At 29.9% G+C, this 25,651-nt stretch carries 24 protein-coding genes and 1 pseudogene; 18 read left to right on the top strand and 7 right to left on the bottom strand.

Annotated features, from left to right (window positions below; genetic code table 11):
* Window positions 1-22: 22 nt before the first annotated feature.
* The 13 genes from UXY25_RS06200 (at window position 23) to UXY25_RS06140 (ending at window position 9,133) form a co-directional block, all read left to right on the top strand.
* Window positions 23-1,165 (top strand): glycosyltransferase family 2 protein, encoded by a 1,143-nt coding sequence (locus tag UXY25_RS06200; RefSeq protein ID WP_320815140.1) that lies wholly within the window; start codon window positions 23-25, stop codon window positions 1,163-1,165.
* 86 nt (window positions 1,166-1,251) lie between these two features.
* Complete coding sequence (locus UXY25_RS06195; RefSeq protein WP_320815139.1) at window positions 1,252-2,547, top strand: dihydrolipoamide acetyltransferase family protein; 1,296 nt, start codon at window positions 1,252-1,254, stop codon at window positions 2,545-2,547.
* Between the two features lie 76 nt (window positions 2,548-2,623).
* Complete coding sequence (locus UXY25_RS06190) at window positions 2,624-3,559, top strand: YARHG domain-containing protein (RefSeq protein WP_320815138.1); 936 nt, start codon at window positions 2,624-2,626, stop codon at window positions 3,557-3,559.
* On the top strand, window positions 3,559-4,203 hold the full coding sequence (locus UXY25_RS06185; RefSeq protein WP_320815137.1) for a DUF2306 domain-containing protein: 645 nt from the start codon (window positions 3,559-3,561) through the stop codon (window positions 4,201-4,203). The genes UXY25_RS06190 and UXY25_RS06185 overlap by 1 nt, the downstream gene beginning before the upstream one ends.
* Entirely contained in the window at window positions 4,184-4,954 is a 771-nt protein-coding gene (locus UXY25_RS06180; protein ID WP_320815136.1) for a 3'-5' exonuclease, read from the top strand. Before UXY25_RS06185 ends, UXY25_RS06180 begins: the two co-directional genes overlap by 20 nt.
* A 24-nt stretch (window positions 4,955-4,978) precedes the next feature.
* Entirely contained in the window at window positions 4,979-5,590 is a 612-nt protein-coding gene (locus UXY25_RS06175; protein WP_320815135.1) for a fumarylacetoacetate hydrolase family protein, read from the top strand.
* A gap of 1 nt (window position 5,591) precedes the next feature.
* Entirely contained in the window at window positions 5,592-5,942 is a 351-nt protein-coding gene (locus tag UXY25_RS06170; protein WP_320815134.1) for a histidine kinase, read from the top strand.
* Window positions 5,943-5,948: 6 nt separating this feature from the next.
* Complete coding sequence (locus UXY25_RS06165; RefSeq protein WP_320815133.1) at window positions 5,949-7,196, top strand: CinA family nicotinamide mononucleotide deamidase-related protein; 1,248 nt, start codon at window positions 5,949-5,951, stop codon at window positions 7,194-7,196.
* Between the two features lie 80 nt (window positions 7,197-7,276).
* Window positions 7,277-7,513, top strand: coding sequence for a 50S ribosomal protein L28 (gene rpmB / locus UXY25_RS06160; protein WP_320815132.1), 237 nt, complete (start codon window positions 7,277-7,279; stop codon window positions 7,511-7,513).
* Between the two features lie 26 nt (window positions 7,514-7,539).
* A complete protein-coding gene (gene rpmG, locus UXY25_RS06155) occupies window positions 7,540-7,722 on the top strand; it encodes a 50S ribosomal protein L33 (RefSeq protein ID WP_320815131.1) in 183 nt (60 codons plus the stop codon).
* 8 nt (window positions 7,723-7,730) lie between these two features.
* Window positions 7,731-7,883 (top strand): DUF4295 domain-containing protein, encoded by a 153-nt coding sequence (locus UXY25_RS06150; protein ID WP_320815130.1) that lies wholly within the window; start codon window positions 7,731-7,733, stop codon window positions 7,881-7,883.
* An 87-nt stretch (window positions 7,884-7,970) separates the two neighbouring features.
* Entirely contained in the window at window positions 7,971-8,951 is a 981-nt protein-coding gene (gene ftsY, locus UXY25_RS06145; RefSeq protein ID WP_320815129.1) for a signal recognition particle-docking protein FtsY, read from the top strand.
* 2 nt (window positions 8,952-8,953) lie between these two features.
* Window positions 8,954-9,133 (top strand): hypothetical protein, encoded by a 180-nt coding sequence (locus UXY25_RS06140; protein ID WP_320815128.1) that lies wholly within the window; start codon window positions 8,954-8,956, stop codon window positions 9,131-9,133.
* Here the strand turns inward: UXY25_RS06140 and UXY25_RS06135 are convergent.
* Window positions 9,123-10,187: a serine hydrolase gene (locus tag UXY25_RS06135; protein WP_320815127.1), complete on the bottom strand. Its 1,065-nt coding sequence runs from the start codon at window positions 10,185-10,187 to the stop codon at window positions 9,123-9,125. The genes UXY25_RS06140 and UXY25_RS06135 overlap by 11 nt on opposite strands.
* 89 nt (window positions 10,188-10,276) lie before the next feature.
* On the opposite strand from UXY25_RS06135, the gene UXY25_RS06130 reads away from it, so the two are divergent.
* Together UXY25_RS06130 and UXY25_RS06125 are read left to right on the top strand one after the other, a co-directional pair.
* On the top strand, window positions 10,277-10,699 hold the full coding sequence (locus UXY25_RS06130; RefSeq protein ID WP_320815126.1) for a hypothetical protein: 423 nt from the start codon (window positions 10,277-10,279) through the stop codon (window positions 10,697-10,699).
* Between the two features lies 1 nt (window position 10,700).
* The gene (locus UXY25_RS06125; protein WP_320815125.1) at window positions 10,701-10,997 is read left to right on the top strand and encodes a DUF721 domain-containing protein; all 297 of its coding nucleotides are present in this window, start codon (window positions 10,701-10,703) and stop codon (window positions 10,995-10,997) included.
* A gap of 46 nt (window positions 10,998-11,043) precedes the next feature.
* Here UXY25_RS06125 and UXY25_RS06120 read toward each other — a convergent pair whose 3' ends face one another.
* On the bottom strand, window positions 11,044-11,463 hold the full coding sequence (locus UXY25_RS06120) for a nucleoside-diphosphate kinase (protein ID WP_320815124.1): 420 nt from the start codon (window positions 11,461-11,463) through the stop codon (window positions 11,044-11,046).
* Window positions 11,464-11,676: 213 nt separating this feature from the next.
* Here UXY25_RS06120 and UXY25_RS06115 point away from each other — a divergent pair, with 213 nt between their 5' ends.
* Window positions 11,677-12,231 carry a DUF4494 domain-containing protein gene (locus tag UXY25_RS06115; protein WP_320815123.1) on the top strand — a complete coding sequence of 185 codons (555 nt, stop codon included), beginning with the start codon at window positions 11,677-11,679 and terminating at the stop codon, window positions 12,229-12,231.
* Window positions 12,232-12,331: 100 nt separating this feature from the next.
* On the opposite strand, the gene UXY25_RS06110 is transcribed toward UXY25_RS06115, so the two are convergent.
* The 3 genes from UXY25_RS06110 to UXY25_RS06100 form a co-directional block, all read right to left on the bottom strand.
* Window positions 12,332-13,162: a formylglycine-generating enzyme family protein gene (locus UXY25_RS06110; protein WP_320815122.1), complete on the bottom strand. Its 831-nt coding sequence runs from the start codon at window positions 13,160-13,162 to the stop codon at window positions 12,332-12,334.
* A 152-nt stretch (window positions 13,163-13,314) separates the two neighbouring features.
* A complete protein-coding gene (gene bshC / locus UXY25_RS06105) occupies window positions 13,315-14,907 on the bottom strand; it encodes a bacillithiol biosynthesis cysteine-adding enzyme BshC (protein WP_320815121.1) in 1,593 nt (530 codons plus the stop codon).
* 66 nt (window positions 14,908-14,973) lie between these two features.
* Window positions 14,974-18,300 carry a T9SS type B sorting domain-containing protein gene (locus UXY25_RS06100; RefSeq protein ID WP_320815120.1) on the bottom strand — a complete coding sequence of 1,109 codons (3,327 nt, stop codon included), beginning with the start codon at window positions 18,298-18,300 and terminating at the stop codon, window positions 14,974-14,976.
* A 121-nt stretch (window positions 18,301-18,421) separates the two neighbouring features.
* On the opposite strand from UXY25_RS06100, the pseudogene UXY25_RS06095 reads away from it, so the two are divergent.
* A pseudogene (locus tag UXY25_RS06095) lies at window positions 18,422-18,769 on the top strand (radical SAM protein); the annotation flags it as partial.
* A gap of 302 nt (window positions 18,770-19,071) precedes the next feature.
* Here the strand turns inward: UXY25_RS06095 and UXY25_RS06090 are convergent.
* A complete protein-coding gene (locus UXY25_RS06090) occupies window positions 19,072-19,452 on the bottom strand; it encodes a hypothetical protein (RefSeq protein ID WP_320815119.1) in 381 nt (126 codons plus the stop codon).
* Window positions 19,453-19,485: 33 nt separating this feature from the next.
* Window positions 19,486-23,115 carry a T9SS type B sorting domain-containing protein gene (locus tag UXY25_RS06085; RefSeq protein ID WP_320815118.1) on the bottom strand — a complete coding sequence of 1,210 codons (3,630 nt, stop codon included), beginning with the start codon at window positions 23,113-23,115 and terminating at the stop codon, window positions 19,486-19,488.
* A 245-nt stretch (window positions 23,116-23,360) separates the two neighbouring features.
* Here UXY25_RS06085 and UXY25_RS06080 point away from each other — a divergent pair, with 245 nt between their 5' ends.
* On the top strand, window positions 23,361-25,553 hold the full coding sequence (locus tag UXY25_RS06080; protein ID WP_320815117.1) for a B12-binding domain-containing radical SAM protein: 2,193 nt from the start codon (window positions 23,361-23,363) through the stop codon (window positions 25,551-25,553).
* The last annotated feature ends 98 nt before the right edge of the window (window positions 25,554-25,651 follow it).

Raw genomic sequence — 25,651 nt, 5'->3', positions numbered from 1 at the left:
AAAGTTTAATTATATTCGCACTATGCAACTATCGGTCATCATACTTAATTATAATGTGCGTTTCTTTTTAGAGCAATGTGTTTTTAGTGTTCAAAAAGCATTAGAAGGCATTGATGGCGAAATTATCGTAATTGATAATAACTCATCAGATGATAGTTGTTTAATGATGAAGCAGCTTTTTCCAAATATTAGATTAATTGAAAATAAAGAAAATTTAGGTTTCCCAAAAGGAAATAATATAGGTGTTGCAGAAGCTAAAGGCGAATATATTTGTATTCTAAATCCAGATACTGTAGTTGCTGAAGACACTTTTAAAAAGCTTTTAGCGTATAGCTGTCAGCTATCAGCTCATGGAATTATTGGTTGCAAATTAATCGATGGAACTGGAAACTTTCTTCCTGAAAGTAAACGTGGCGTTCCAACTCCTTGGGTTGCTTTTACAAAGATTTTTGGCTTGTATAAAATGTTTCCAAATTTTAACAGGTTTAATCAATATTATGCACAACATTTGAATGAAGATCAATCAGGAGAAGTTGATATTTTGGTTGGAGCATTTATGGTAATGAAGCGTAGTTTATATCTTGTAGTTGGTGGATTTGATGAAAACTGTTTTATGTATTCAGATGATATTGATTTAAGTTATTTAGTTAAAAAAACAGGAAGAGAAAATTATTATTTTGCTGACACAACAGTTATTCATTATAAAGGAGAAAGTACGGTTCGTGATGGATTTTATATGAAACGTTTTCGCGAAGCAATGCAGTTTTTTTATAGAAAACATTATAGAAAATCGATTTTTTTTGATGTAATGATGCAATTTGGAGCTTTTGTTTTTAGTTTTATTAAAGGAAAACAACAAAAAGTAACACAAGCTAAAATTGAGGAGTATATTGTTTTTTCTAAAAGCGAACTACAATTAAACTTAAAGAAAACAACTACTTGTTTTGCCAGTTTTGAGGATTTTATAAATAATAAAAAAAGGAATATTGAAATAATTTTTGATGCGAATAGTTTTTCGTTTAAAGAAATTATGGCTTTTATGGAAAGGAATAAAGCAACTAATATTACTTTCAAAAACAGAATATTTACAAGTAATTTTTTAATAGGAAGTAATAGCAGTAACGATAGAGGAGAAGTGATTTTAATAGACAACTTGAATAAATAAATAAAATTATGCAATTGATAGTGAAAGCTAAAAACTTTTATTAATTTTGCATTCCAAACTAAACATCACAACGATACAGTAAGAATATGGCAAAATTTGAATTAAAACTTCCTAAAATGGGAGAAAGTGTTGCGGAAGCAACCATTACAAATTGGTTGAAAAATGTAGGTGAAACTATAGAAATGGATGAAGCTGTTCTTGAAATAGCTACAGACAAAGTAGATAGTGAAGTTCCTTCAGAAGTTTCAGGAGTTTTAACTGAAATTCTTTTTAATGTAGATGATGTTGTTCAAGTAGGTCAAACTATTGCAATTATTGAAACAGAAGGTGGTGCTGTTGCAGCAACTCCAACTGCAGAAGTAGCTTCGGCTCCAGTTGCGGCTGTTGAAAAAGCATTAGAAGTTGCTAAAGAGACTGTTTCAAGTGCGGATTTTTCAGATTCAGATAAATTCTTTTCTCCATTAGTTAAAAACATTGCTAAAGAAGAAGGTATTTCGTTAGCTGAATTAGAATCAATTGCTGGTTCTGGTAAAGACGGAAGAGTAAACAAAGAAGATATATTAAATTATATTAAAAATAGAGGGAATCAACCAGTTGCAGTTGCTCCAGTTGCTTCTACTCCAATTGTTGCATTTAAAGATACGACTAAGGCTGCTCCCGTTTCTGTAAACGGTGGGGATGAAATTATTGAAATGGACAGAATGCGTAAGTTAATTTCGGGTTACATGGTAGCTTCGGTTCAAACTTCAGCTCACGTCCAGTCGTTTATTGAAGTAGATGTGACAAACATTGTAAAATGGAGAGACAAGCATAAAGCAACGTTCGAAAAGAGAGAAGGTGAAAAGTTAACTTTCACACCTATTATGATGGAAGCAGTTGCAAAAGCGTTAAAAGATTTCCCAGGAATGAATATTTCGGTTGATGGTGATTACATCATTAAGCGTAAAAATATAAATTTAGGTATGGCTGCAGCTTTACCAAACGGAAACTTAATTGTTCCTGTAATTAAAAATGCTGACCAATTAAATTTGGTAGGTATGGCAAAAGCGGTTAATGATTTAGGTGGTCGTGCAAAAGCAGGTAAATTAAAACCAGACGATACTCAAGGAGGAACTTATACGGTTACCAATGTAGGTACTTTCGGTTCTGTTTTTGGAACACCAATTATCAATCAACCACAAGTAGGTATTTTAGCTCTTGGTGCAATTAGAAAAGTTCCTGCAGTTATTGAAACTCCTGAAGGAGATTTCATTGGAATTCGCCAAAAAATGTTCTTATCGCACTCTTATGACCATAGAGTTGTAGATGGAGCTCTTGGTGGAAGTTTCGTTAAAAGAGTTGCTGATTATTTAGAAGCTTTTGATGTAAACAGAGACGTTTAAAAAATTATAATAAATATTAAACCCGACAAGTTTCTAAAACCTGTCGGGTTTTTTTATATTTGAAAAAAAGAAATCGATGAAAAAACTTTTTATTGTATCAGTTGTGTTTGCATTTCTAGGTTGTAAAGAAGCAATTAAAAACGAAGTATCTCAAAATCTAAAATTAGATGAGGTTTTGTATGAATTCGAAGAGCCTGTAGTTACCGAAAATTTAGTAATGACTACCAAAGAAGATTTGTTAGGTTATTGGGTTGGAGATTACACGAGTGATATAACACCTGAAGAAGAAGTTAAATTTAAAGATTCTGAAGATTATTATGAGGTTAATTATAATAAAAGAATTTCTATTTCTATTGATAATATTATAGATACAATTGTTAATGGGCATCCTGTTGTAAGCGGGAATATAAGGCCGTTTAAAGGTAGTTTGGTTGAAAATGAAAAAGGTTTCTATTTTAAAGTTTCAGAACCTGGAGATGATAAATATGATGGAAAGTTTGAATTTTCAATTTTAAAAAATGATAGTATTATTAATGGAAAATGGCAGGCGAATGAAGTTTTGAGAATAGACAGAAGGCGCTTGAAATTATATAAAAAAGTATTTGAGTACAATGCTGATAATGAGCTAAGTCACGAATATATAGATTGGGATAAGTCAAAAAAAGTAAAGTATAAAGACGTTGATAATGATAAAGAATATGAATGGGAAGACGAAGAATATTTTACAACTACTGGAGCTGTTCTTAAGGTAAATACTTCTAAAGATAAAGTAACGAAAGAATTTGCTGAGAATTTAACGAAAGCAGATATTTTTATTTTAAGAAACTCTATTTATGCGCGTCATGGATATTCTTTTAAAAACCGTCAATTGCGTTCTTATTTTGAAGATTACGATTGGTATATGCCAGTTTTTACTGATGTTAAAAAAACCTTTACCAAAATTGAAAATATAGATTTGCTGCTTTTATATGAAGAAAATGCAGAAGAATATTATGATAGATTTGGAAGATAATGAAAGTAATTAAAGCTTTATTATTAGGAAGTTACTTCTATTTTACATTTTTACTGCTTTTAATAACACTACAGTATGTTCCATTAAACTTTGATGTTATCTTTTTAAAATTAAAACAAGAAGAAGTTAAATTAACGTATTATAATGTTGCTTTTTTTACACATGTTTACTCAAGTGTTTTTTTAGTTTTAATTGGTTGGATTCAATTTTGGCCTTTTTTTAGAAAGAAATATTCCAACTTACATAAGCTAATTGGAAAATTTTACATTCTCGTAATTCTTTTGTTTTCAGGTCCTTCGGCTTTAATAATGGGGTGTCATGCAAATGGTGGAGTAGTGTCTAAAATATCGTTTGTAATATTATCTGTATTATGGATCTTTTTTACATATATGTCTTTTTATTATGCTAAAAATTTAAATTTTAAAGCACATCAAAAATTTGCAATTAGAAGTTTTGCCTTAACATTATCTGCAATTTCATTACGCCTTTTTAAATACATTATTGTATTTTTGTTTCATACTCCACCTATGGATACTTATCAAATAGTATCTTGGTTAGGTTGGATTTTTAATCTAATAATCGCCGAAATAATTATAATTTACATATTTCGAAAAAAAAATAAGAATGGAATTAAAATTAAATAGACCAATTTGCTTTTTTGACTTAGAAACTACAGGGATTAATGTTTCTAAAGATAGAATAGTTGAAATTGCAGTGGTTAAAATATATCCAAACGGAAATAAAGAGAGTAAAACCTGGTTGGTAAATCCTACGATTCCAATTCCTGCTGAAACTACTGCAATTCACGGTATTTCAGATGAAAAGGTTGCAAATGAGCCAACTTTCAATGAACTGGCTCCTCATGTTTACAATATGATTAAAGATAGTGATTTGGCAGGTTTTAATTCAGATCGTTTTGACATTCCATTATTAGCGGAAGAAATGCTCCGTGCGGGTGTAGATTTTGATATGAAAAACAGTGTTTCTGTTGATATTCAAACTATTTTTCATAAAAAAGAAGAACGTACTCTAAGTGCTGCTTATAAGTTTTATTGTGGAGAAACGTTAGAAAATGCGCATAGTGCAAATGCAGATACTGAAGCTACTTACGAGATATTAAAGGCACAATTAGATCGTTATCCGGATTTAGAAAACGATATGAAAACACTTTCTGAATTTACAACTCGTAAGAAGTCAGTTGATTTTGCTGGTTTTATTGCTATGAATAAAGAAGGTAAAGAGATTTTTTCTTTTGGAAAACATAAAGGCGCTTTAGTAGATGATGTTTTAGAAAATGAACCAGGATATTTTAATTGGTTGCAAAATGCCGATTTTCCGTTGTATACTAAAAAGGTTTTAACTGCCATTAAGTTAAGAAAATTGAATACTAAATAAGTGACTTAGTAATTACTATTATAAATGAAAATAATTTGTATCGGTCGAAATTATGCAGACCATATTTCTGAATTGAATAATGAAAAGCCTGAAGAGCCAGTAATCTTTATGAAAGCTGATTCTTCTGTATTATTAAAAAAGTTTCCATTTGTTATTCCTGAGTTTACTAATGATGTTCATCATGAAGTAGAATTGTTGGTAAAAATTAACAAAGTAGGGAAGTATATTGATAAAAAATTCGCTCATAAATACTATGATGAAATTGGTTTAGGAATTGATTTTACAGCTCGAGATTTACAGAGCAAGTTGAAAGAGAAGGGTTTGCCTTGGGAAATTTCGAAAGCTTTTGACGGTTCAGCAGTTATAAGTGACTTTTTACCGAAAAATAATTTTTCTTCACTAGAAAATGTTAACTTTGAGTTAAAGAAGAATAATGAAGTTGTCCAAACTGGAAATTCTAAATTAATGTTGTGGAAAATAGATGAGTTGATTTCTTATATTTCTCAATATTTTACTTTAAAAAAAGGAGATATCATTTTTACAGGTACTCCAAAAGGTGTTTCTAAAGTTTCGGCAGGTGATGTGTTAGAGGGTTTTATTGAAGATAAACAGATGTTTAAAATAAATGTAAAATAATATGGCTTTACAATACAATTTATCGAAAGTCTATGAAATTTCAGAAAATGATACTGATTTTGCACATCAAATTGTCAATCTTTTTCTTACTGAAGTTCCAGATGAAGTTGCTTCAATTAAAATGGGAGTAGAAGAAAAAGACTATACTAGAGTTTATGCCGCAGCTCATAAGATCAAACCATCTCTAGACTTATTAGGTATGGATATTGCTTATGAGGAGAATCTTCAAATTATGACTTGGGCTAAGTCTCAAGGAAAAAGAAAAGAAATAATTGAAGTTTTTAAATCTTTAAAAGATAGAGTAGATATGTCAGTTAAAGAAATTAAAAAAGACTTCAAAATCCACACTTAAAAATTTATGACTGCCTCAATTATAACCATTGGCGATGAAATACTCATCGGCCAAATTGTTGATACTAATTCCTCATATATTGCAAAAGCTTTAGATAAAATTGGGATTGAAACAGTAGAAATGCTTTCAATTTCAGATAAAGAAGAGCATATACTTTCTACATTTAAAAATTTACAAAATAAAGTTGATGTAATTGTTATCACAGGTGGATTAGGTCCAACGAAAGATGATATTACAAAAAAAACTTTTTGCACTTATTTTGATGATACATTGATAAATGATGCTGCAGTACTAAGTCATGTAACCGAATTAATAGAAGGGATTTATAAAAGGCCTATTTCTCAAATTAATAAAGATCAAGCTTTGGTTCCGTCAAAAGCTAAAGTGTTGTTTAATAAAGTGGGAACTGCACCAGGAATGTGGATGGAAAAGGAAAATACAATTTTCATTTCATTGCCAGGAGTTCCTTATGAAATGAAGTATTTAGTTGATGAAGAAATTATTCCATCTTTAGTTCAAAAATTTGAAAGACCATACATTCTACATAAGACCATGATGACTTATGGTAAGGGCGAAAGTTTACTTGCTGAAGAAATTGAAGATTGGGAAAACAACCTTCCGTTATTTATTAAATTAGCTTACTTGCCAAGTCCAGGAAGGGTTAGGTTGCGTTTAACGGCTAGAGGTAAAGATGAACAAGCTTTAAAAGATGCAATTCAAATAGAAGTTGAAAAACTTCAAAAATTAATCCCTAATGACATTGTTGGCTTTGACGACGACGAGCCTATTGAAAGAATTATTGGCAATTTGCTTAAAGAAAGAAACTTAACTCTATCTGCAGCGGAAAGTTGCACAGGTGGAAAAATTGCTCAATTGATAACCTCAATTCCTGGTGCATCTAATTATTTTAAAGGAAGTATGGTTACTTATGCAACTGAGGCAAAAATTAATTTGTTAGACATAAGCGAAGATTTAATTGAAAAATATTCTGTTGTTAGTAAAGAAATAGTTCAAGAAATGGCACTTTCAGTTCAGCGTATTTTAAAGACTGATTATGCGATTGCAACTACCGGAAATGCTGGACCTTCAAAGGGGGAATCGGATGTTGAGATAGGTACAGTTTTCATTTCTGTAGTCACTCCAAAACAAGTTATTATCGAAGAGTTTAACTTTGGACAACCTAGAGAAAAAGTAATAGATCGAAGTGTAAATAAAGCCTTAGAGATTTTATATAAAGAAATTTTAAAAAATTAATTAAAGAATGTTGTTTGATGTTATAAATTTTTGTTTCTTTGCACCCTGATTTTGAATAACGATATAAAGATTATAGAATAATGTCAAGAGTTTGTGAACTTACAGGAAAAAGAGCAATGGTTGGAAACAATGTTTCTCACGCTATGAATAAAACGAAGAGAAAATTCTTTGTTAATTTGTTTAAAAAACGTTTTTATATTCCTGAAGAGGATAAATGGGTTACTTTAAAAGTATCTACCGCTGCATTAAAAACAATTAATAAACTTGGTATTGCTGCTGTTTTGAAAAAAGCAAAAGCAGACGGATTTATAAAATAATTCGATAACCAATAATAACATAGAAAATGGCTAAGAAAGGCAATAGAATTCAGGTTATATTAGAATGTACAGAGCATAAAGCTTCAGGAGTTGCAGGGACTTCTCGTTACATTACTACAAAAAACAAAAAAAACACTCCAGACAGATTGGAAATTAAAAAATTCAATGCTGTTTTGAAAAGAGTTACTTTACATAAAGAAATTAAATAATTTAAATCATGGCAAAGAAAACCGTAGCAACTTTACAAACATCTTCTAAAAGATTAACAAAAGCTATTAAAATGGTTAAGTCTCCAAAAACTGGTGCTTATACATTTGTGGAATCTGTTATGGCTCCAGAATTAGTAGATGATTTCTTAAGTAAGAAATAATTAGTAAATACAAAATATATAGAAAAGCTACTTTCGTTTGAAAGTAGCTTTTTTATTTTTACATTTGTTTATAATTACAATAATAAAATGAGTTTCTTTAAAAAAATATTTTCTTCAGATAAAAAAGACCCTAACCTAAGTGAGCAAGAGAAACAAACTCTTGATAAAGGATTAGAGAAGTCTAAAACAACATTTTTTACTAAACTTTCTAAAGCTGTTGCTGGTAAGACAAAAGTTGATGATGATGTATTGGACAATCTTGAAGAAATATTAGTCTCTTCAGATGTAGGTGTAACAACTACATTAAAAATCATAGGAAGAATTGAAAAACGTGTTGCTGCCGATAAGTATTTAGGCACTAGTGAGCTAAATCAAATCTTAAGGGAAGAGATTGCAAGCTTGTTGTCTGAGAACAATACAGATGATGCAGTTGATTATTCAATTGTTAAAGATGTAAAACCTTATGTCATAATGGTTGTTGGTGTTAATGGAGTTGGAAAGACAACTACTATTGGTAAATTAGCAGGTCAGTTTAAAAAAGCGGGTTATAGTGTTGTATTAGGCGCTGCTGATACTTTTAGAGCAGCTGCAATCGATCAACTGCAAATTTGGGCAGATAGAGTAGGTGTGCCAATTGTAAGGCAACAAATGGGTAGTGACCCAGCTTCTGTTGCATTTGACACTTTGCAATCTGCAGTTTCTCAAAATGCTGATATTGTTATTATCGATACAGCAGGTAGATTACACAATAAAGTTAATTTAATGAATGAATTAACGAAGGTTAAAAGAGTTATGCAAAAAGTTGTACCAAATGCTCCGCATGATGTAATGTTAGTTTTAGATGGTTCTACAGGTCAAAATGCATTTGAACAAGCAAAACAATTTACTGCAGCTACAGAAGTAACAAGTCTTGCTGTTACTAAATTAGACGGAACTGCTAAAGGTGGTGTTGTGATTGGTATTTCTGATCAGTTTAAAATACCTGTTCGATATATTGGAGTAGGTGAAGGGATTGATGACCTTCAAGTATTTAATAAGTATGAATTTGTTGATTCTTTCTTTAAATAATTATGAAAATAGTTTCTTTTTTTAGAAATGCTTCGCCACTAAAATTAGTTGGTATAAGTGTAATTTTGGCTTTGCCAGCTACCTTTTTAGAAGAATCTTTTCCAACGATTTTTATTACACTTCGATTATTTTCTTTTGTACTGTTAATGTATGCAATTGTTAAGTTTCTTTTTAAGGATTAATTACTGCATTGATTTTCTGCCAAAGAACTTCATCAAAATCTGATAATGCAGCTGTTTCATTGTCAGCAGCATTTCCCATTCTAATGATTACTATTTTTCTACTTGGTATAACATAAATTTTTTGATCATTTTTCCCTAAAGCCATAAACATATCATTTGGCCCAGATGGAATAATGCTTCCATTGAATTCAAATTGCGTGCTTGGCAAATGATAACTTGATTTACCGTTAAGCCACCATAAATAGCCATAGCTTAAATTAATGTTTTGTGATGTATTAATTGACTGTGTAAAAAAGTTCTGATTAATAATTTGTGTTCCATTCCAATTACCATTATTTAAAGCAAGTAAGCCAAAACGAGCCATACTTCTAGTATTACTCCAATATACATTTTCAGTAACAGTTTGTAGCCATAAACCACTCATGCCAATAGGATTTTTTAATTTTGTATTAAAATAGTTATTCCAAGTTTGATTTGTAGCTTGGGAAATAACATCTTGTAATTTGAAAAATACGCCATGATAAGCCCATCTTGTCCCGGCGTCTGCAATATACTGAAGGCTTGCTGAATCAATACCATTGATGGAGTCATCTAATCCAGATGTCATTGTTAACAGATGTTTACAAGTAATTAAATTTTCTTTTGCTAAAGGCAAGCTTGTCCATCCTGTGCCAATATAATCTGATACTTTATCATTTATGTTTATGTGACCTTCCTCTTCAGCTATTCCTGTAACGGCTGTTGTAAGGGTTTTTCCTGCACTTGCCCAATACCAAGAACTATTGTCATTATGTCCGTTAAAGTAATATTCCATTACAATTTTTCCGTTATGTAATACTATAAAGCTTTTTGAGTTTTTTAATTCTAAATAATCTAATAAGGGTTGTACTTCGTTTTCATTCCAACCAAGTTCAGTGGTTGTTTTTGTTTCCCAAATAGAACTATTATTAGCTGGAAAATACATCGATTCTATTGGAGTATTTTCTTCAGATTTTGAACAACTGCAAATAAATATACTTAATGCAATTAACCTTGTGTAATTCCAGTTTTTCATACTTCACTTTTTTATTAGATATTAAAAATAAGAAATAGTTTAATTCCGTAATTAATATTGTAATTTTATTTTTTGAAAAGAATACTATTATGAAGCATATAAAAATCATTTTTGGACTGTTGTTTTTATCAATTTTATCTTGTCAATCTGATGTAAAACCAGAAAATTTGGTAGGATTAAATGGTTTTTGGGAGATTGAAAAAGTTGAAATGCCTGATGGCTCAACGAAAGAATTTAAAATTAATGAAACTATTGATTTTATTAAATTTGACAAAATGAGTGGTACAAGGAATAAAGTTATTCCGCAATTAGATGGTGGTTTGTTGTCTAATAATTTATTTGAAAATTTCACTATAGTAGAAAAAGAGAATGTATTTTGGTTTGACTACAAAACAGAACATGCTTCTTGGACTGAAGAGTTAATTAAGTTATCAAAAGAAGAATTAGTTGTGAAAAATAGTAATGATTTAATTTATTTTTACAAAAAAAGAACAGATTTAAAAAAGGAATAAGATGGCAAAGCGATTTAATGAAGAACAATCTATTCAAGATGTTTTAAAAAATTTTATTTCACACAATAAACTTCAAGGAGGAATTGATAAAATAGAAGTTAAAGAAGTGTGGTTTAGTTTAATGGGGAATGGTGTTGCAAATTATACTGAGGAAGTAGAATTAAGAAAAGAAACACTTTATGTGAAATTAACTTCATCAGTATTAAGAGAAGAACTGATGTTTGGTAGAGAGAAAATCATTAAAATGATTAACCAAGAAATAGGAAAAGAAGTTGTAAAAACTTTAGTTTTAAGATAATAAAAAAGCCCTGCATTGCAGGGCTTTTTTATTGAAATATATTTTACTAGAACATTTCTCTTCCAGAAAAATGGAAAGCACCTTCAATAGCTGCATTCTCATCACTATCAGAACCGTGAACTGCATTTTCTCCCATAGAAGTAGCATATTTTTTACGGATAGTTCCTTCTTCTGCATTTGCAGGATTTGTAGCACCAATTAAAGTTCTAAAATCTTCAACAGCGTTATCTTTTTCTAAGATAGCAGCAACAATTGGTCCGCGAGTCATGAACTCAACTAATTCACCATAGAAAGGTCTTTCAGCATGAACTGCATAAAATTCCTTAGCATCAGCTAAAGTAAGTTGTGTTAATTTTAGTGCTACAATTCTGAAGCCACCTTCAGTAATCATATTTAAAATTCCACCAATGTGTCCATTTTCAACACCATCTGGCTTAATCATTGTAAAAGTTCTATTCGTTGCCATAACGTTTATTTTAAATTTTGTGCAAAAGTAGTCTTTTTTTTATTTAGTTTAAAAAGTTTTACACAAACTATTTCCTTTATACACGGATTTAATTAACAATATGATTTTTGTAATAAAACAAGAATGTGAAAAATTGTGAATATCTATTCATGAAATAATAGTATTTTTTTTCTTTAAAAATTATCTTTGACATCCTAAAAAAAATATAAAGATATGAGTGCAACTTGGTATGAGTGTAAAGTTAAATATAGAAAAATTGATGAGAATGGAGTGCAAAAAGTTACAACAGAACCTTATTTAGTAGATGCGATATCTTACACTGAAGCAGAAAGAAGAATCAATGAAGAAATGTCGGCTTATGTTAGTGAAGAATTTAAAATCACCAATATTAAAGTAGCAAACTATGCAGAAATTCATCCTTTTGAAAAAGCTGATCGATGGTTTAGATCTAAAGTTTCATTAGTAGCCTATGATGAAGAAAGTGGAAAAGAGCGAAAAACAAATATGCATTTATTAGTTCAAGCAAATGATGTGAAAGAGGCTTATGATAACACTACTCATGTTATGAAAAATACTATGGGCGACTATACTATTCCTGTTATTTCAGAGTCACCAATTATGGATGTGTTTCCTTATTTTAGTGGAGAAGGAGAGGGTTTGGAAGCTTTAGAAAAATTCAATGCAACTAAAGTCTCTAAAATAGTAATTGAATCAATGGATGATCCATTAGACATTGAAGAAGTAGATACAATAGTTGCTGTAGAATAAGATGTTGAGTTTTAAAAAAATATAATTTAAAAATAAAAGCCTCATTTGAATTAATTCAAATGAGGCTTTTATCTAATTAGGTATAACTTTCTTTATTTTTTTAGTCTATTATTGAACGCGCAACTCTAAATCCGTAAAATTCATGTGTTTTAGATGGAATTGTTGAAATTCTATTTGCAGGACGTAAATAATTGATATTACTATCCCATGAACCACCTCTTACACTTTTTCTTTCTCCCATTGTTGGTCCTTTTGGATTATTTCCATCTTCTACTTTGTAATAATCTTTGTTGTACCAATCCCAGCACCATTCCCATACATTTCCGCTCATGTCGTAAATACCAAGTTCGTTTGGTAATTTAGTTCCTACAGTGTGAGGAGAACCTTTGCTGTTTGCTTTATGCCAGGCAATTTCATTTACAGTTGTGCTTCCGCTAAATTTAGTTTCTTTAGCTTTTTTTCCACCTTTTGCAGCATACTCCCACTCAGCTTCAGTTGGAAGTCTATATCCATTTGCATTAAAGTTACAAAATATATTTGGGCCATTTTGAGAATAAACTGGAGTTAACTTTTCTTTTTTGCTTAACCAGTTGCAATATTGAATTACTTCTTCCCAAGTAACATTGTTAATAGGATAATTATCTACAAAACCCCATGTTGGTTTAACAGGCATTTTTAATTTATTTGCTTTTACATATTCTTTCCATTGCCAAACAGTAACTTCAAATTTACATAATTCAAAATCTTTAACTGTAACAGTGTGTTCAGTTTGTTCGTCATTGTCAGCAGACCTGTCAGAATCCTTTGATCCCATTTTAAATGTACCTCCTTCAACTTTAGTCATAAAGTTAATAGGATTGTTTTCTGTAAAAGAGAAAAAAGTGAATACAGAAATTAAAAATGCGTAGGTTAAAAAAGTAGTTTTCTTCATAATCTTAAGTATGTTAAAATTTTTGCGCAAAGATATTAAAAATATAACATCATGCTTTTTTTTTGTGAAAAATGTAATGAAATATCTGTTTTATTGATAATAATTTAAAGACTAATGTTTTTTATCGATTATAACGCGCAGTTTATCGATTATTATATTTCAATAATAGTGAATTTTTGCTGAAGTGGATCCGTTTTTTGCAATAACTTTTCCAAAAAAGAAGGATAATTTTCTATTTTAACGAATTCTGATAGATTTTTATTACGTTCTTGAAGACTCTTGTTAGGAAATAACTCATTTTGAAGTTGGGTGATTTGAGTGATTTTTTCAGAATGCTTTTTTTTCTCTGCTTTCAATAACCTTTTTTCAAGGTTATCTAATCCTTTGTTTTGTTTTGCTTCTTGAGCTTTTACTGCTCCTATAAAAGATTTATCCGTTTTTTTCGCAATTTCGGTTAAATACTGAAATTGCTTTGATAAATGTAGCTTTTGCTCAGTGAAATCAATTTTAAATTGAGATAACTCTTTGGTTTTTTTCTCAATTAAATTTTCCTGATTTAAAAATAACTCAGCCCAACTTAAATTTAATTTATCCGCCTTTTTAATTTGCTTTTCAGTTGCAATCAAAACCGAATTTCTTAAAAGTAAAATTGGAAAAGTAACATTATTTACTTCAAAATTAGATTTTAATTCAAACCAATAAGCTAATTCACCACCACCACCTATATAGCATAAATTAGGAAGTATTGCTTCTTGATACAAGGGACGTAAAATCACATTTGGGCTAAAGCGTTCTGGGTAATTTTCTAATTCAGTTAAAATTTCAGATATAGAAAATTTCAGATTTGTATTGTTAATTGTGTAAAAATTATTTTCAAAAATTATTCTTTCCCTTAAATCATCAAGTATGTAAAAGAGGTTTATTTCTCTTGGGTTTACCTGAATTTTATATTCTTCTAGTAATTTATTTGTTTTATTTACTTCACTAAACGAAGTTTGGTTTAAAAGTTCGTTTTTAACTAATGGTGCAAATGATTTTTTTAATTCTTTATGATCTCCATCTATAATTACTAAACCTTGATCTTTAAAAAGTTCATTAGTAAGATACCTTGTAGCTTCTGTTAACGTGTTGTGATTTAAGTAGGAGGATTTAAAAAGCTCTCTTAAATAGTCTGCATTTTCTCCTTTTCCTAAAGCTGCTGAGAATTCTTCAAAAACAGTGTCTAAACCACCAGTTGATAATCTTCCAACAGGACCATTACTTTCTTTATTCCACTTGATTTTTTTATTGTTAAAATTAAAATAATTAATTTCTTCAAAATCGTGGTCTTCCGTTGCCATCCAATATATTGGCACGAAATTATATTCAGGATATTTAGCTTTTAGTTCTTTTGTTAAATTAATTACCGAAACAATTTTGTATAAAAAATAAAGTGGACCAGTAAATAAATTAAGTTGATGCCCTGTTGTAATTGTAAAGGTCTTTTCTTCTAATAATTTTTCAATATTTGAAGTTGTTTTATCTGAAGGTTCAATGTTTTGATATTGTTCCTTTAAAGCATCAACTAAAATAGTCCTTATGTCTAAAGAGAAATTTTGTTGTTTTTCTTCTATTTGAAGTTTAAAATTTTCTAATGTTGGAAATCGATTGTATAAAGGTTTTAGTTCTTCTTTCTCATTTAAATAATCTACAATTAGATTAGAAAAATAAGAGGAATTTTGATACGTAATACAGTCGTTTGGCATTTTAAAAATTATTTATTCAAAAATACTAAAAAATATTGAGTCAAAAATTGCTTTAACTTTTCCTTATTATCTAATTAAAGAAAAATGCCCTTTGTGCTCTTTTCCGTTTTCTCTAACTACAACAAACCAATAATCACTCGATACAGCTTGTTCTCCTAAATAAGTTCCGTCCCAGCCAATTGAGTTTGGGCCTAATTGTTTGATAAACTTCCCATATCGGTCAAATATCTTTATAATTAAATTAGGTTCGTTTTCCGAAAATTTAATTTTCCAAAAATCATTAATGCCATCATCATTTGGGGTAAAATATTTTGGATGCATTAATAAATATATTTCTTCAAAATTTATCCCACAGCCATTTTTATCTCTAATGTAAACTGTATATTCTCCGTTTTCTAAATTGTTAAAAACATTACTGTCTTGGTAATCTGCTCCGTTTAATGAATATTCATAATCTCCATTACTATTACTACTTAATGAAACAGAAATTGTATTTTCATTTGCAGTCCAATCAGATGAAATTATTTCAGATATTGTTCCAATATTTGAATTTACAACTGTAAAGTTTTTTGTTGTAGAACAAATAAGTGTTCCGTGATTTTCTGAAACAGTTAACGAATAATTTCCAGGCTGAGAAACTGTAATAGAAGATGTTGTTTCATTAGTTGACCAAAGATAATTATCAAATCCATTTCCTGCAGAAATAGTAATTGATGAACCTTCACAAATTGGCATTACGTCATTAATGTTTAAAACGGGTTTACTAAATAAAGTAAGATTCAATTCTACTACTTGATGACACGTGTTTGGAGAGTCAATTCGCACATAAATAATATGATTTCCGACAGTCAAATTATAATTTGACGAATTATTTATTTGTTCAGAAGCTAACTGATTTTCAGCACCATTTGAAGAAATATAATAACTAAATGTATTTCCAGTTGCTGATATTAAGTTAGAATTATAATTCGTTAGATTAACCGTTTCAGTTCCATTATTTAAATCATCACAAATAGATTCTGAATAATTTGTTGCGTTTAAAGTGTTAATTAAGCTGATTGTAATTGCCAAACGAGTTGGGCTCTCACAATTATTTACTGTTTGCGTTGCAAAATACGTTGAGTTGTTAGCCAATAAAGTTGAACTTGGTAAAATAGTATTTCCATTCTGACTATCGTACCAAATTAAATTTGAACCATTTATAGCAATGTTACCTAATGTTGCATTTGCAGTACTACAAAAACTTTGATTTCCATTTCCTGATGGAGCAGCTGTATTTTGAATAGTTATTGTAACAGGAACTCTATTACTTTCGCAACCGTTTATGGTTTGGCTAGCATAATACGTTATTCCATTTTGGAGAACAGTAGTTGTTGGTAAAAGGTTTCCACCTGTTTGTACATCGTACCAAAGTATATTTTGGCCTGTAATTTGAATGTAGTTTAATGTTGCGTTTTCTTGAATGCAGAATTGTTGAGGGGAAATTAATAAAGGGATGGGTGTGCTATTTACTAGAATTAGAACAGGAGCTTTATTACTTTCACAACCGTTAATTGTTTGACTTACATAATAGGTTGTATTGTTTTGAAGAATGGTATTATTTGAAATTTGATTATTATTGATATCGTACCAAGTTAAATTTTGGCCAGTTGCGTTAATATTATTTAATGTTGCATTTTCATTATCACAAAAACTTTGATTATTTGCAATTGGACTAGATGGTGATTGAGTAATATTAACGGTAACCTCTAGTCTAGTTATACTCTCTGGACAAGTTCCAGACTGATTTGATGCATAATAAGTAGTCCCATTAACTAAAGGTGTTGCACTTGGTAGATGTGTTGTTGACGTAGATGAGCTATACCATTTAATTATTCCTGAATTAGGAGTTAAATTAGAAATTGTTGGGTTTTGACTTGAACAAAAATACTGATTTGAATCACCTATTGGGATTGTTGAGTCACAGTTATCTAACTTTAATGTAAACCGTGAACCAAACTGACTATTTGAAGATAGTGTAAAAGTATCTGATGTTGGATCAAAATCTGCAGTATTACTATAATTACCAACAAAAAATTGACTTTCATTTTTAATTTTAAAATCTGTAAAATAAAAATTTAAGCAATTATTATTGTAATCACCAAGTTTGAAAGCATTTTCAAAATTTCGATTATTGTCAAATTTTATAAAGAAAGCATCCCTTACAAGAGGTGTTAAGAAACAATTATAATTTAATATAAAAGAATTACTTGAAGGATCAGCATCAAATGAATAGTTAAATTCACCAATAATATAAGTATTGTTATTTATGTCAAAATCAATTTTACTAAATTTAAAATAATTAAGTGGGTTTATAGGTGGATATTGTTTAACATCTATAAATTCTCCATTATTAGTAAGCCAGAGTATGTATCTTGTTGGAGCAATAAATACTGAAGTAGAATTAGGGTCAACATCGATGTTATTTCCATTTGGGTTTGATCCATTACCTGCTATAATAATATTATCAAGATAATCAATATTAAAAGTTATAGGAATTTGATTATCTAAAAAAAATTGCCATAGTGTTGATCCATTATTTGAATTAATTTTTTTTATAAAGTACCCAGTACTAATATTACTCTGATTATCTCCATTAGAATAAATTAATATTGGACTCTGTGAATTATCAATCTTAACTTCTTCATAATGATAATTTGTAAATCCAATTCCAAAATTTTTACCCCAAAGGATATTTCCATTATTATCAAACTTTAATAAAAATGAATCTCCACCTAAAGTGAAATTTAATTCAGGATTTGTCATATCAATTTTAAAAAAAGTTTTATAGGAACCTGTAATAAAAATATTATTCTGACTATCTAAAGCTAATGAAGACGAAGAAAAAACATCCGATTGATTAGGATTGTTAAGATTGGTGATTTTTTTTGTTAATAAAATATTACCTGAAACATCAATTTTAAAAATAGTAATGAATTTTTGTATAAATGAAGTTTGTTCATAAATGTCGGCTAAAAGATATATATTTCCATCAGAACCTATCTCAATATCTATTACCCTATCAGATGGTCCAAATATACTACCAAATGTTCTGCCCCAAATAAAATTACCGTTTGAGTCTAATTTTGTCAAAAACAAACTACATTCTGCACTTAAACTTTGTGGCGAATTGTCTATTATTTGTGTGCCAGAAATAGTTGGGTCAAGATCAAAAAAATCCTCAAGAATTATTCCAAAAGTATAACTGTTTTCATTATTGTCAACCTCAAGTAAACTTGAAGTTTCACCACTAAAAGAACCTGAACTAAACTCTCTAACCCAATTAAAATTCTGTCCAAATAAATTAATTTGATTAAAAAAAATTATAATTATAAAAAAACACTTATGTTTCATGTATTAAAAAGCAATAGAATTCATGTAAATATTGAACCAAATATAATCTTTTTCTCAATATAAAAAATACGGGTTTCAGTAATTCACCTAAAATAATTCTACATTTGCAAAAAAAATTCAATTGCAAAACATACTCCTAATTACACCACCTTTTACCCAACTGAATACGCCGTATCCAGCAACGGCTTATTTAAAAGGTTTTTTGAATACCAAAAGCATTTCGGCTTTTCAAATGGACTTAGGTATCGAAGTAATTTTAGAGTTGTTTTCAAAACAAGGTTTGCAAGATGTTTTTCAATTTATCACATCGAGTCCAGTCGAGATGTCGCCAAACTCTAGTAGAATTTATTCTTTACAAAACGAATACATTAAAACCATAGATTCAGTTATTGAGTTTTTACAAGGAAAGCAACCTACGTTAGCTCGTCAAATTTGCAGTGGAAATTTTTTACCTGAAGCTTCTCGTTTTCAATTTCCATTTTCAATCCAGCTCATTGGTAATGTTTCTTCCATTTGGACAAAACGAAGGTTCATTCTAATTTTATTGTCAGCTAAATCTGTTCTTGCTCCATTAAACTTTAGTTGAATATCAGAAACCTTTCCACCGGGTTTTACAATAAAATTATACTCCACAACTTTTGTAGAATCTTTTGGAATAAAAAATACAACATCAATATTGTTGTAAATGTTTTGATAGGTAACTTTTTGAAATTTATGAACATTAGTTATTCCGTTTGGCGCATGAACTACATTATAATAATTATCATAGTCTTAAGATTTTTCTTCAGAAATTAACTTTACATTTTGGTTAGCGTTTAAAAAGTCAATATCAATTCTATGAAAATTATATTTTAAAGAATAATCAGGTGTTTTTGTACCATTATCTAAACTTGAATTAGAAGAATGAAAATCTTTATCTTTTTTGGTTAACGGTATTTTTTCAGTATCATAAACGTCATAAGAAAACCCAGCAGTTCTTAATTGTACATTTAGCCCATTTGTGTTTAATAAAAACCGAACATTTTTATTTTCTTTTCCTTTTTGATCGACAATTTGTCCTTTATTCTCAATAAATCCAACAGACTTCGTTTGGTTTTGCCCAAAAAGACTAAACGTTATAATTGATAATATAAAAAGGTAAAATATTTTCATTACTAAACGAGAGTTAAATTATTAAATTATTTTTTAACGTATTAAAGAGAAATGCCCTCTGTGCTCTTTTCCGTTTTCTCTAACTACAACAAACCAGTAATCACTCGATACAGCTTGTTCACCAAAATAAGTTCCATCCCATCCAATTGCATTTGGACCTAATTGTTTGATAAGTTTTCCATATCTATCAAATATCTTTATAATTAAATTAGGTTCGTTTTCCGAAAATTTAATTTTCCAAAAATCATTAACACCATCGCCATTTGGGGTAAAATATTTAGGATGCATTAATAAATAGATGCCGTCTGAACTAATACCACAGCCGTTTTTATCTCTAACATAAACTGTATACTCTCCGTTTTCTAAATTATTAAAAACATTACTGTCTTGGTAATCTGTTCCGTTTAAAGAATATTCATAATCTCCTAATCCAGTAACATTTACAGTAATAGTATTATCTGTTGGTGTCCAGTCTGTCGGAATCAATCCTGAAATGGTTGCAGGGTTAGAAAGGACTACTCTAAAATTTTTAGTAGTTGAACATATTACAGTTCCATTTGTTTTTGTTACTGTTAAGGAATAATTGCCAGCTTGAGAGATTATAATGCTTGAATTTGTTGAGCCATCTGTCCATAAATAAGTTTCATGTGCAGATTCTTCATTTATTAAAACAGTATAATTTTCACATAGGTAGTAGATGTCTTCTAAATCAATTACAGGAGTAAGTATTAGTGTAAGATCTAATAAAGCTATGTTTGAGCAATTATTTGAGTCTGTAATTCTTACATAAAATATTTTGTTAGACTGATTTAAATCATATGAATTTAAATTTGTAATTAGTTCAGTGCTTATTTGATTTTGGGCTCCTTGTAATGTATGATAATGAGCAAAACTATAATTATTAGCATTGGTTATTAATTGAGCATTAAAGCTTGATAAATTTACAGATTCACTATTGTTATTTGAATTGTCACAAATTAGACTTGAAAAATTAGTTACAACTGGTAGCGGTAAATAATATGAATTGATAAATACATTAGTGGTCAAAGAAACACAATTGCCGTTTCTTCTAACTTTAATCAGTTTTGTTGTTACTCCGTTTAGGTTTGTTAAAACGTTAGATGTTGACCAAGTTAAACCTCCATCAAAACTAAATTCATCACCTACAGTGTTTATCGTCAATGTAGCATATTGATCACAGCCAGCAGGTATTATTGTGTATGTTGGGTAACTTGATTCAAATTTATTCAAATAAGCATATATATTTGGAGAAGTACATCCCAGATTGTTTCTAATTTGCAGAATATAAGTACCCGTACTCAAATTATTTTTAGTATTAGAAGTCTGCCATGTATTTCCTCCATCAAAACTATATTCGTCAGCATTAGTGTTGGTTATGGTAATGCTACCTAAGTTTGTACAATATGGATTAATAGTCGTATATGTTGGCGCACTTAAAAAGACTCCGTAAATACTTGCTACTCTTGGACTTGAAATACATCCGTTAGAATCTTTTACTCTAACTGAATAAGTTCCAATTGGTAAATCATTTGAAATATTACTTGTCGTCCAGGTTAAACCGTCGTCAAAACTATATTCTGAAGAAAAGGTATTGACTGTGATTTTTCCAAATGCTCCACAAGAAGTAGGTTGGGTAGTTGAAATATATGGAGAATTAGACAAAAAAGCTCTAATCGTTACTGTTGAACTATATGATTCACAACCTGTAATGGTTCTAATTTTAACATTATAATTACCAATTGGTAAATTGTTTGCAATTGAATTAGTTGTCCAAGTAATTCCTCCATCATAACTGTATTGAGATGCTGGTGAAGTAACTTCAATAATTCCATTAGGATTAAAACAATCTGGTTGTGTAATAATAATTGTTGGTAATACGGCAACTTGACCCGGTATAATTGTAACACTTGCACTTGAGCTACAACCAAATGAATCAGTTACGATAACGCTATATGTGCCATTGCTTGTAATAACAATGCTTTCTGTAGTTTCACCTGTTGACCATAAATGAGAAACTCCAGGTGAAGCTCTTAAAATTGTACTTCCACTACAAACGTTTAAAATACCTGAAATTGTTGCCGATGGATTTCTTACAACAAGTTGAATTGCAATAATTTTGTAGCAAGTAGCATCTTTAATGACTCTCACAAAGATTGTTGTTGTATAACTTTCATGGTTTGTTGGAAGAGCTATTGCATTTGTATTGTTAGTAGCATCTGTTAAAGTTCTATAATAGATAAAAGTTAAACCAGCTTGACTTCCAATAATTGTCGATTCAGCATCAATTAAATTAAAAAATTCTTTTCCATCACTATTAGTGTCACACAACGTTAAAGTTGCAGGAGCTAAATTATAACTACAATCTGGACTACAATTTAAAAATGAAATATCCCAACCAGGATTAGCATCACTATCTGTAGCAGTTGCAAAATTTGTTCCTGCACAAGTGGTCTGAATTGTACCATAATTGATACTTGCACTAATGTTATAGTTACCGGTTGTAGTATTAGGTAAGCTTCCATTATTTAATTCAAAACAAAATGTTTTATTTATAATGTCTAATGTAACTGGAGTTGAAGATGAATATACTAACGTATTTAATTCATTATAAACATTTATAGAAATAGAATTGACAGTTGCGGCAATACCACCAGAATTAGGAATAGTAAAAGTACCACAAACTGATATTGGTAAAGTAGGACAAATTAGATATAAAGGATCTAAATTGATGCTTCCTTGCAAATTTTCATCTGTATGAATTAAACAAATATCATCCACATAAGCGTATCCAAAATGACCATTCAAACCACATCTTGAAGCCATAAATTCTATAGTAAACTCTTCATTATTTGGAATCGATGAAATATTTAAATTTCCAGTCTGCCAGTTTTGAGTGTAGAGAATAATAGTTCCAGACTGGCTATTCCCTGCTTCTGTAAAAATACAATTTGTAGGGTCTCCAATTAAACAAAATTCATCTACAACAATGCCATTTTTATTAAGAATTCTACCTTTAAAGTAGGGTTGTTCATTTAAATGTCCAGATCCACTTATACTTTGTAAAACAGCTTTAAAGTTAAAAACGACATTGTTTTCATTATTTGTTTTAAACCTTTTTGCTTGTACTATAGATGATGTAGTGCTTGAGTTTTGATGATTGATTTTTAAAAGATATTGGTCAAATCCGTTTATGTTTCCAATGTAATTATCTATGTAATTAGAAGGAACGGTTGTGACCATTAAGTTGTTATTAGATGGATTGTATTGATTGATGTATTGATTTGCTGTAACATTGATAGACTTACATTGCATTGGTGAGTTTGGATTCCCTATAGTGTATTGGAAGTCTTTTAAAACATTACTACCTGCAACAGATTCAAACTCTTCAAAATTACCATTACTACACAAGTGTACAGCTGGTTGCAATTTGCTAAAAGGCATTTTACTTTTAGAGTTTAAAATAACTTCATCTTCCCTCTTTTGTAAAAAAGCAACTTTTTGAATCGAATCGGTTATGATTACTCCATTAATATCTTCAATTATTAAGTTTTCAAACTTATTATTGATTTCTTTGATTTCCTTATTTTGTGAGAATATTGAAATTGAAAATAAGAAGATTATAATGAAGGCGCAATTTTTCATTTTTTTATTTTTTTGCAAAAGTAAGTTTTTTTTTACCTTATAAGTAAGTTAATTCATTATGCATAAGAAATTTTAACATTTAGTGCATTTATTCTGTCGTTTTATATGTTCATTTATGAAATATTAGAAAGTTTTTTTATTTGTATAAAACTTTCGAAATAATACATAGATTAAGTAATATTGAATTTTTAATTTTAAAAATAATCACATTAAAATAATTTTACCTTTGTAAAAATAATTTTCAATTGAAAGAGATTCTATTAATCACTCCGCCTTTTACTCAACTGAATACTCCGTATCCTGCAACGGCTTATTTAAAAGGGTTCTTGAATACCAAAAACATTTCCACTTGCCAAATGGATTTAGGTATAGAGGTAATTTTAGAATTATTTTCAAAACAAGGTTTAATAGAAATGTTTGAAATCGGTGAATCAAAGGAAATTGATTTGTCAGATAACGTTCAGCGAATAGTAGTACTTCAAAACGAATATATTAAAACTATAGATTCGGTCATTGCATTTTTACAAGGAAAACAACCCACATTAGCGCGCCAAATTTGCAGTGGCAACTTTTTACCCGAAGCGTCTCGTTTTGAACAGTTAGATGATTTGGAATATGCATTTGGTTCAATGGGAATGCAAGATAAAGGGAAGCATTTGGCCACTTTGTATTTGGAAGATTTATCTGATTTTATTGTAGAATGTATCGATGAAAACTTTGGGTTCAGTCGCTATGCCGAAAGATTAGGAAGAAGTGCTAATTCTTTTGATGAATTGTATAATGAACTACAGAAACAAACAACCTTTATTGACGAGATTACTTTACGAATTCTAAAAGATAGAGTAGAAGAAGTTCAGCCAAAATTAGTTTTAATTTCAGTGCCTTTTCCTGGTAATTTGTACAGTGCTTTTCGTTGTGCACAGTTTTTGAAAGCCAATTATCCAGAGGTTAAAATTTCTATGGGAGGAGGTTTTCCAAATACTGAACTCCGTCAATTAAAAGATAAACGTGTTTTTGAGTTTTTTGACTTCATTACTTTAGATGATGGAGAATTACCAGTTGAACTTCTTTATCATGCAGTTTGTCACACTGAGCCTGTCGAAGTGCTTTTCAAACGCACTTTCCTTCTTGAAAACAATGAAGTTGTCTACAAAAACAACTCTACAAAACAAGATTACAAGCAAAGTGAAGTGGGAACACCAGATTATTCCAATTTACTTTTAGATCAATACATTTCCGTTATCGAAATTGCAAACCCAATGCACAGTTTGTGGAGCGATGGTCGTTGGAATAAACTGACAATGGCTCATGGTTGCTATTGGGGAAAATGCACATTCTGTGACATTTCACTCGATTATATAAAAATTTACGAACCTATTGCTGCTAAAATTTTAGTAGATAGAATGGAGGAGTTAATTGTTCAAACGGGTGAAAATGGATTCCATTTTGTAGATGAAGCTGCTCCGCCCGCTTTAATGCGTGAAGTAGCCTTTGAGATTTTGCGAAGAAATCTTTCTGTTACGTGGTGGACCAATATTCGTTTCGAAAAAAGTTTTACCCAAGATTTGTGTTTATTGCTAAAATTGTCGGGTTGTATTGCTGTTTCTGGCGGATTAGAAGTTGCTTCAGATAGATTATTAGAATTGATTAAAAAAGGAGTTACGGTTGAACAAGTAGCACAAGTAACACGAAACTTTACCGAAGCAGGAATAATGGTTCATTCTTACTTAATGTACGGTTACCCAACGCAAACGATTCAAGAAACAATTGATAGTTTAGAAATGGTGCGTCAGTTGTTTGAAATTGGCGTTTTACAATCGGGTTTTTGGCATCAATTTGCCATGACAGCGCATAGCCCAGTTGGAATTAATCCAGAGGCTTTTGGTGTTGTTCCAGTTACGAATGAAATAACATTTGCCAATAATGATGTTGCTTTTACTGATAAAACCGGAATTAATCACGATAAGTTCAGTTTCGGATTAAAGAAATCGTTGTTCAATTACATGCACGGAATTTGTTTCGATTATGATTTGCAGGATTGGTTTGATTTTAAAATTCCTCGTACAAAAATTGAACCCGACTTTATTCAGAATGCACTTCAAAAAGAAACTGTTTTTACAACAAAACCAAATGCTAAAATAGTTTGGACAGGCGGAATTCCTTTAGTGAAAAAGTTTACCAAATCTAAAAAAGGAAATTCTTGGGAAATGATGAATTTAACTTTCCATCAAAAAACACATTCATTTGAAATTACATTAGAAGAAGATAAAGGGAATTGGTTGTTAGAGAAATTAGAAACTTTGTCGGTTTCCAATGAAAAACGTATGACGTTCCAACAATTAAAAACTGATTTTGAAACTCAGTTAGAAGATTTTGAATTGTTTTGGTATTCAAAATCTATAAATAATTTAAAAACAAACGGATTATTAGTTTTGTGATAAAATCAACAAAGCAATGAATAAAGTTTGTTTTTATTGCTAATTTATTGAGAAAATAGTTATATATTTAATAAATAATGAAATATATTGATGCTATT

The organism is Flavobacterium sp. (genome assembly GCF_034111225.1).
Lineage (GTDB): Bacteria > Bacteroidota > Bacteroidia > Flavobacteriales > Flavobacteriaceae > Flavobacterium.
Note: the sequence above shows the minus strand (reverse complement) of the source record. Positions and strands in the feature narration are given on the sequence as shown.

Excerpts from the sequence above, each read along its gene's own strand:
- UXY25_RS06200 (WP_320815140.1), top strand. The coding sequence starts at position 23 with ATGCAACTATCGGTCATCATACTTAATTATAATGTGCGTTTCTTTTTA.
- UXY25_RS06195 (WP_320815139.1), top strand. The coding sequence starts at position 1,252 with ATGGCAAAATTTGAATTAAAACTTCCTAAAATGGGAGAAAGTGTTGCG.
- UXY25_RS06190 (WP_320815138.1), top strand. The coding sequence starts at position 2,624 with ATGAAAAAACTTTTTATTGTATCAGTTGTGTTTGCATTTCTAGGTTGT.
- UXY25_RS06185 (WP_320815137.1), top strand. The coding sequence starts at position 3,559 with ATGAAAGTAATTAAAGCTTTATTATTAGGAAGTTACTTCTATTTTACA.
- UXY25_RS06180 (WP_320815136.1), top strand. The coding sequence starts at position 4,184 with ATGGAATTAAAATTAAATAGACCAATTTGCTTTTTTGACTTAGAAACT.
- UXY25_RS06175 (WP_320815135.1), top strand. The coding sequence starts at position 4,979 with ATGAAAATAATTTGTATCGGTCGAAATTATGCAGACCATATTTCTGAA.
- UXY25_RS06170 (WP_320815134.1), top strand. The coding sequence starts at position 5,592 with ATGGCTTTACAATACAATTTATCGAAAGTCTATGAAATTTCAGAAAAT.
- UXY25_RS06165 (WP_320815133.1), top strand. The coding sequence starts at position 5,949 with ATGACTGCCTCAATTATAACCATTGGCGATGAAATACTCATCGGCCAA.
- rpmB (WP_320815132.1), top strand. The coding sequence starts at position 7,277 with ATGTCAAGAGTTTGTGAACTTACAGGAAAAAGAGCAATGGTTGGAAAC.
- rpmG (WP_320815131.1), top strand. The coding sequence starts at position 7,540 with ATGGCTAAGAAAGGCAATAGAATTCAGGTTATATTAGAATGTACAGAG.
- UXY25_RS06150 (WP_320815130.1), top strand. The coding sequence starts at position 7,731 with ATGGCAAAGAAAACCGTAGCAACTTTACAAACATCTTCTAAAAGATTA.
- ftsY (WP_320815129.1), top strand. The coding sequence starts at position 7,971 with ATGAGTTTCTTTAAAAAAATATTTTCTTCAGATAAAAAAGACCCTAAC.
- UXY25_RS06140 (WP_320815128.1), top strand. The coding sequence starts at position 8,954 with ATGAAAATAGTTTCTTTTTTTAGAAATGCTTCGCCACTAAAATTAGTT.
- UXY25_RS06135 (WP_320815127.1), bottom strand. The coding sequence starts at position 10,187 with ATGAAAAACTGGAATTACACAAGGTTAATTGCATTAAGTATATTTATT.
- UXY25_RS06130 (WP_320815126.1), top strand. The coding sequence starts at position 10,277 with ATGAAGCATATAAAAATCATTTTTGGACTGTTGTTTTTATCAATTTTA.
- UXY25_RS06125 (WP_320815125.1), top strand. The coding sequence starts at position 10,701 with ATGGCAAAGCGATTTAATGAAGAACAATCTATTCAAGATGTTTTAAAA.
- UXY25_RS06120 (WP_320815124.1), bottom strand. The coding sequence starts at position 11,463 with ATGGCAACGAATAGAACTTTTACAATGATTAAGCCAGATGGTGTTGAA.
- UXY25_RS06115 (WP_320815123.1), top strand. The coding sequence starts at position 11,677 with ATGAGTGCAACTTGGTATGAGTGTAAAGTTAAATATAGAAAAATTGAT.
- UXY25_RS06110 (WP_320815122.1), bottom strand. The coding sequence starts at position 13,162 with ATGAAGAAAACTACTTTTTTAACCTACGCATTTTTAATTTCTGTATTC.
- bshC (WP_320815121.1), bottom strand. The coding sequence starts at position 14,907 with ATGCCAAACGACTGTATTACGTATCAAAATTCCTCTTATTTTTCTAAT.
- UXY25_RS06100 (WP_320815120.1), bottom strand. The coding sequence starts at position 18,300 with ATGAAACATAAGTGTTTTTTTATAATTATAATTTTTTTTAATCAAATT.
- UXY25_RS06090 (WP_320815119.1), bottom strand. The coding sequence starts at position 19,452 with ATGAAAATATTTTACCTTTTTATATTATCAATTATAACGTTTAGTCTT.
- UXY25_RS06085 (WP_320815118.1), bottom strand. The coding sequence starts at position 23,115 with ATGAAAAATTGCGCCTTCATTATAATCTTCTTATTTTCAATTTCAATA.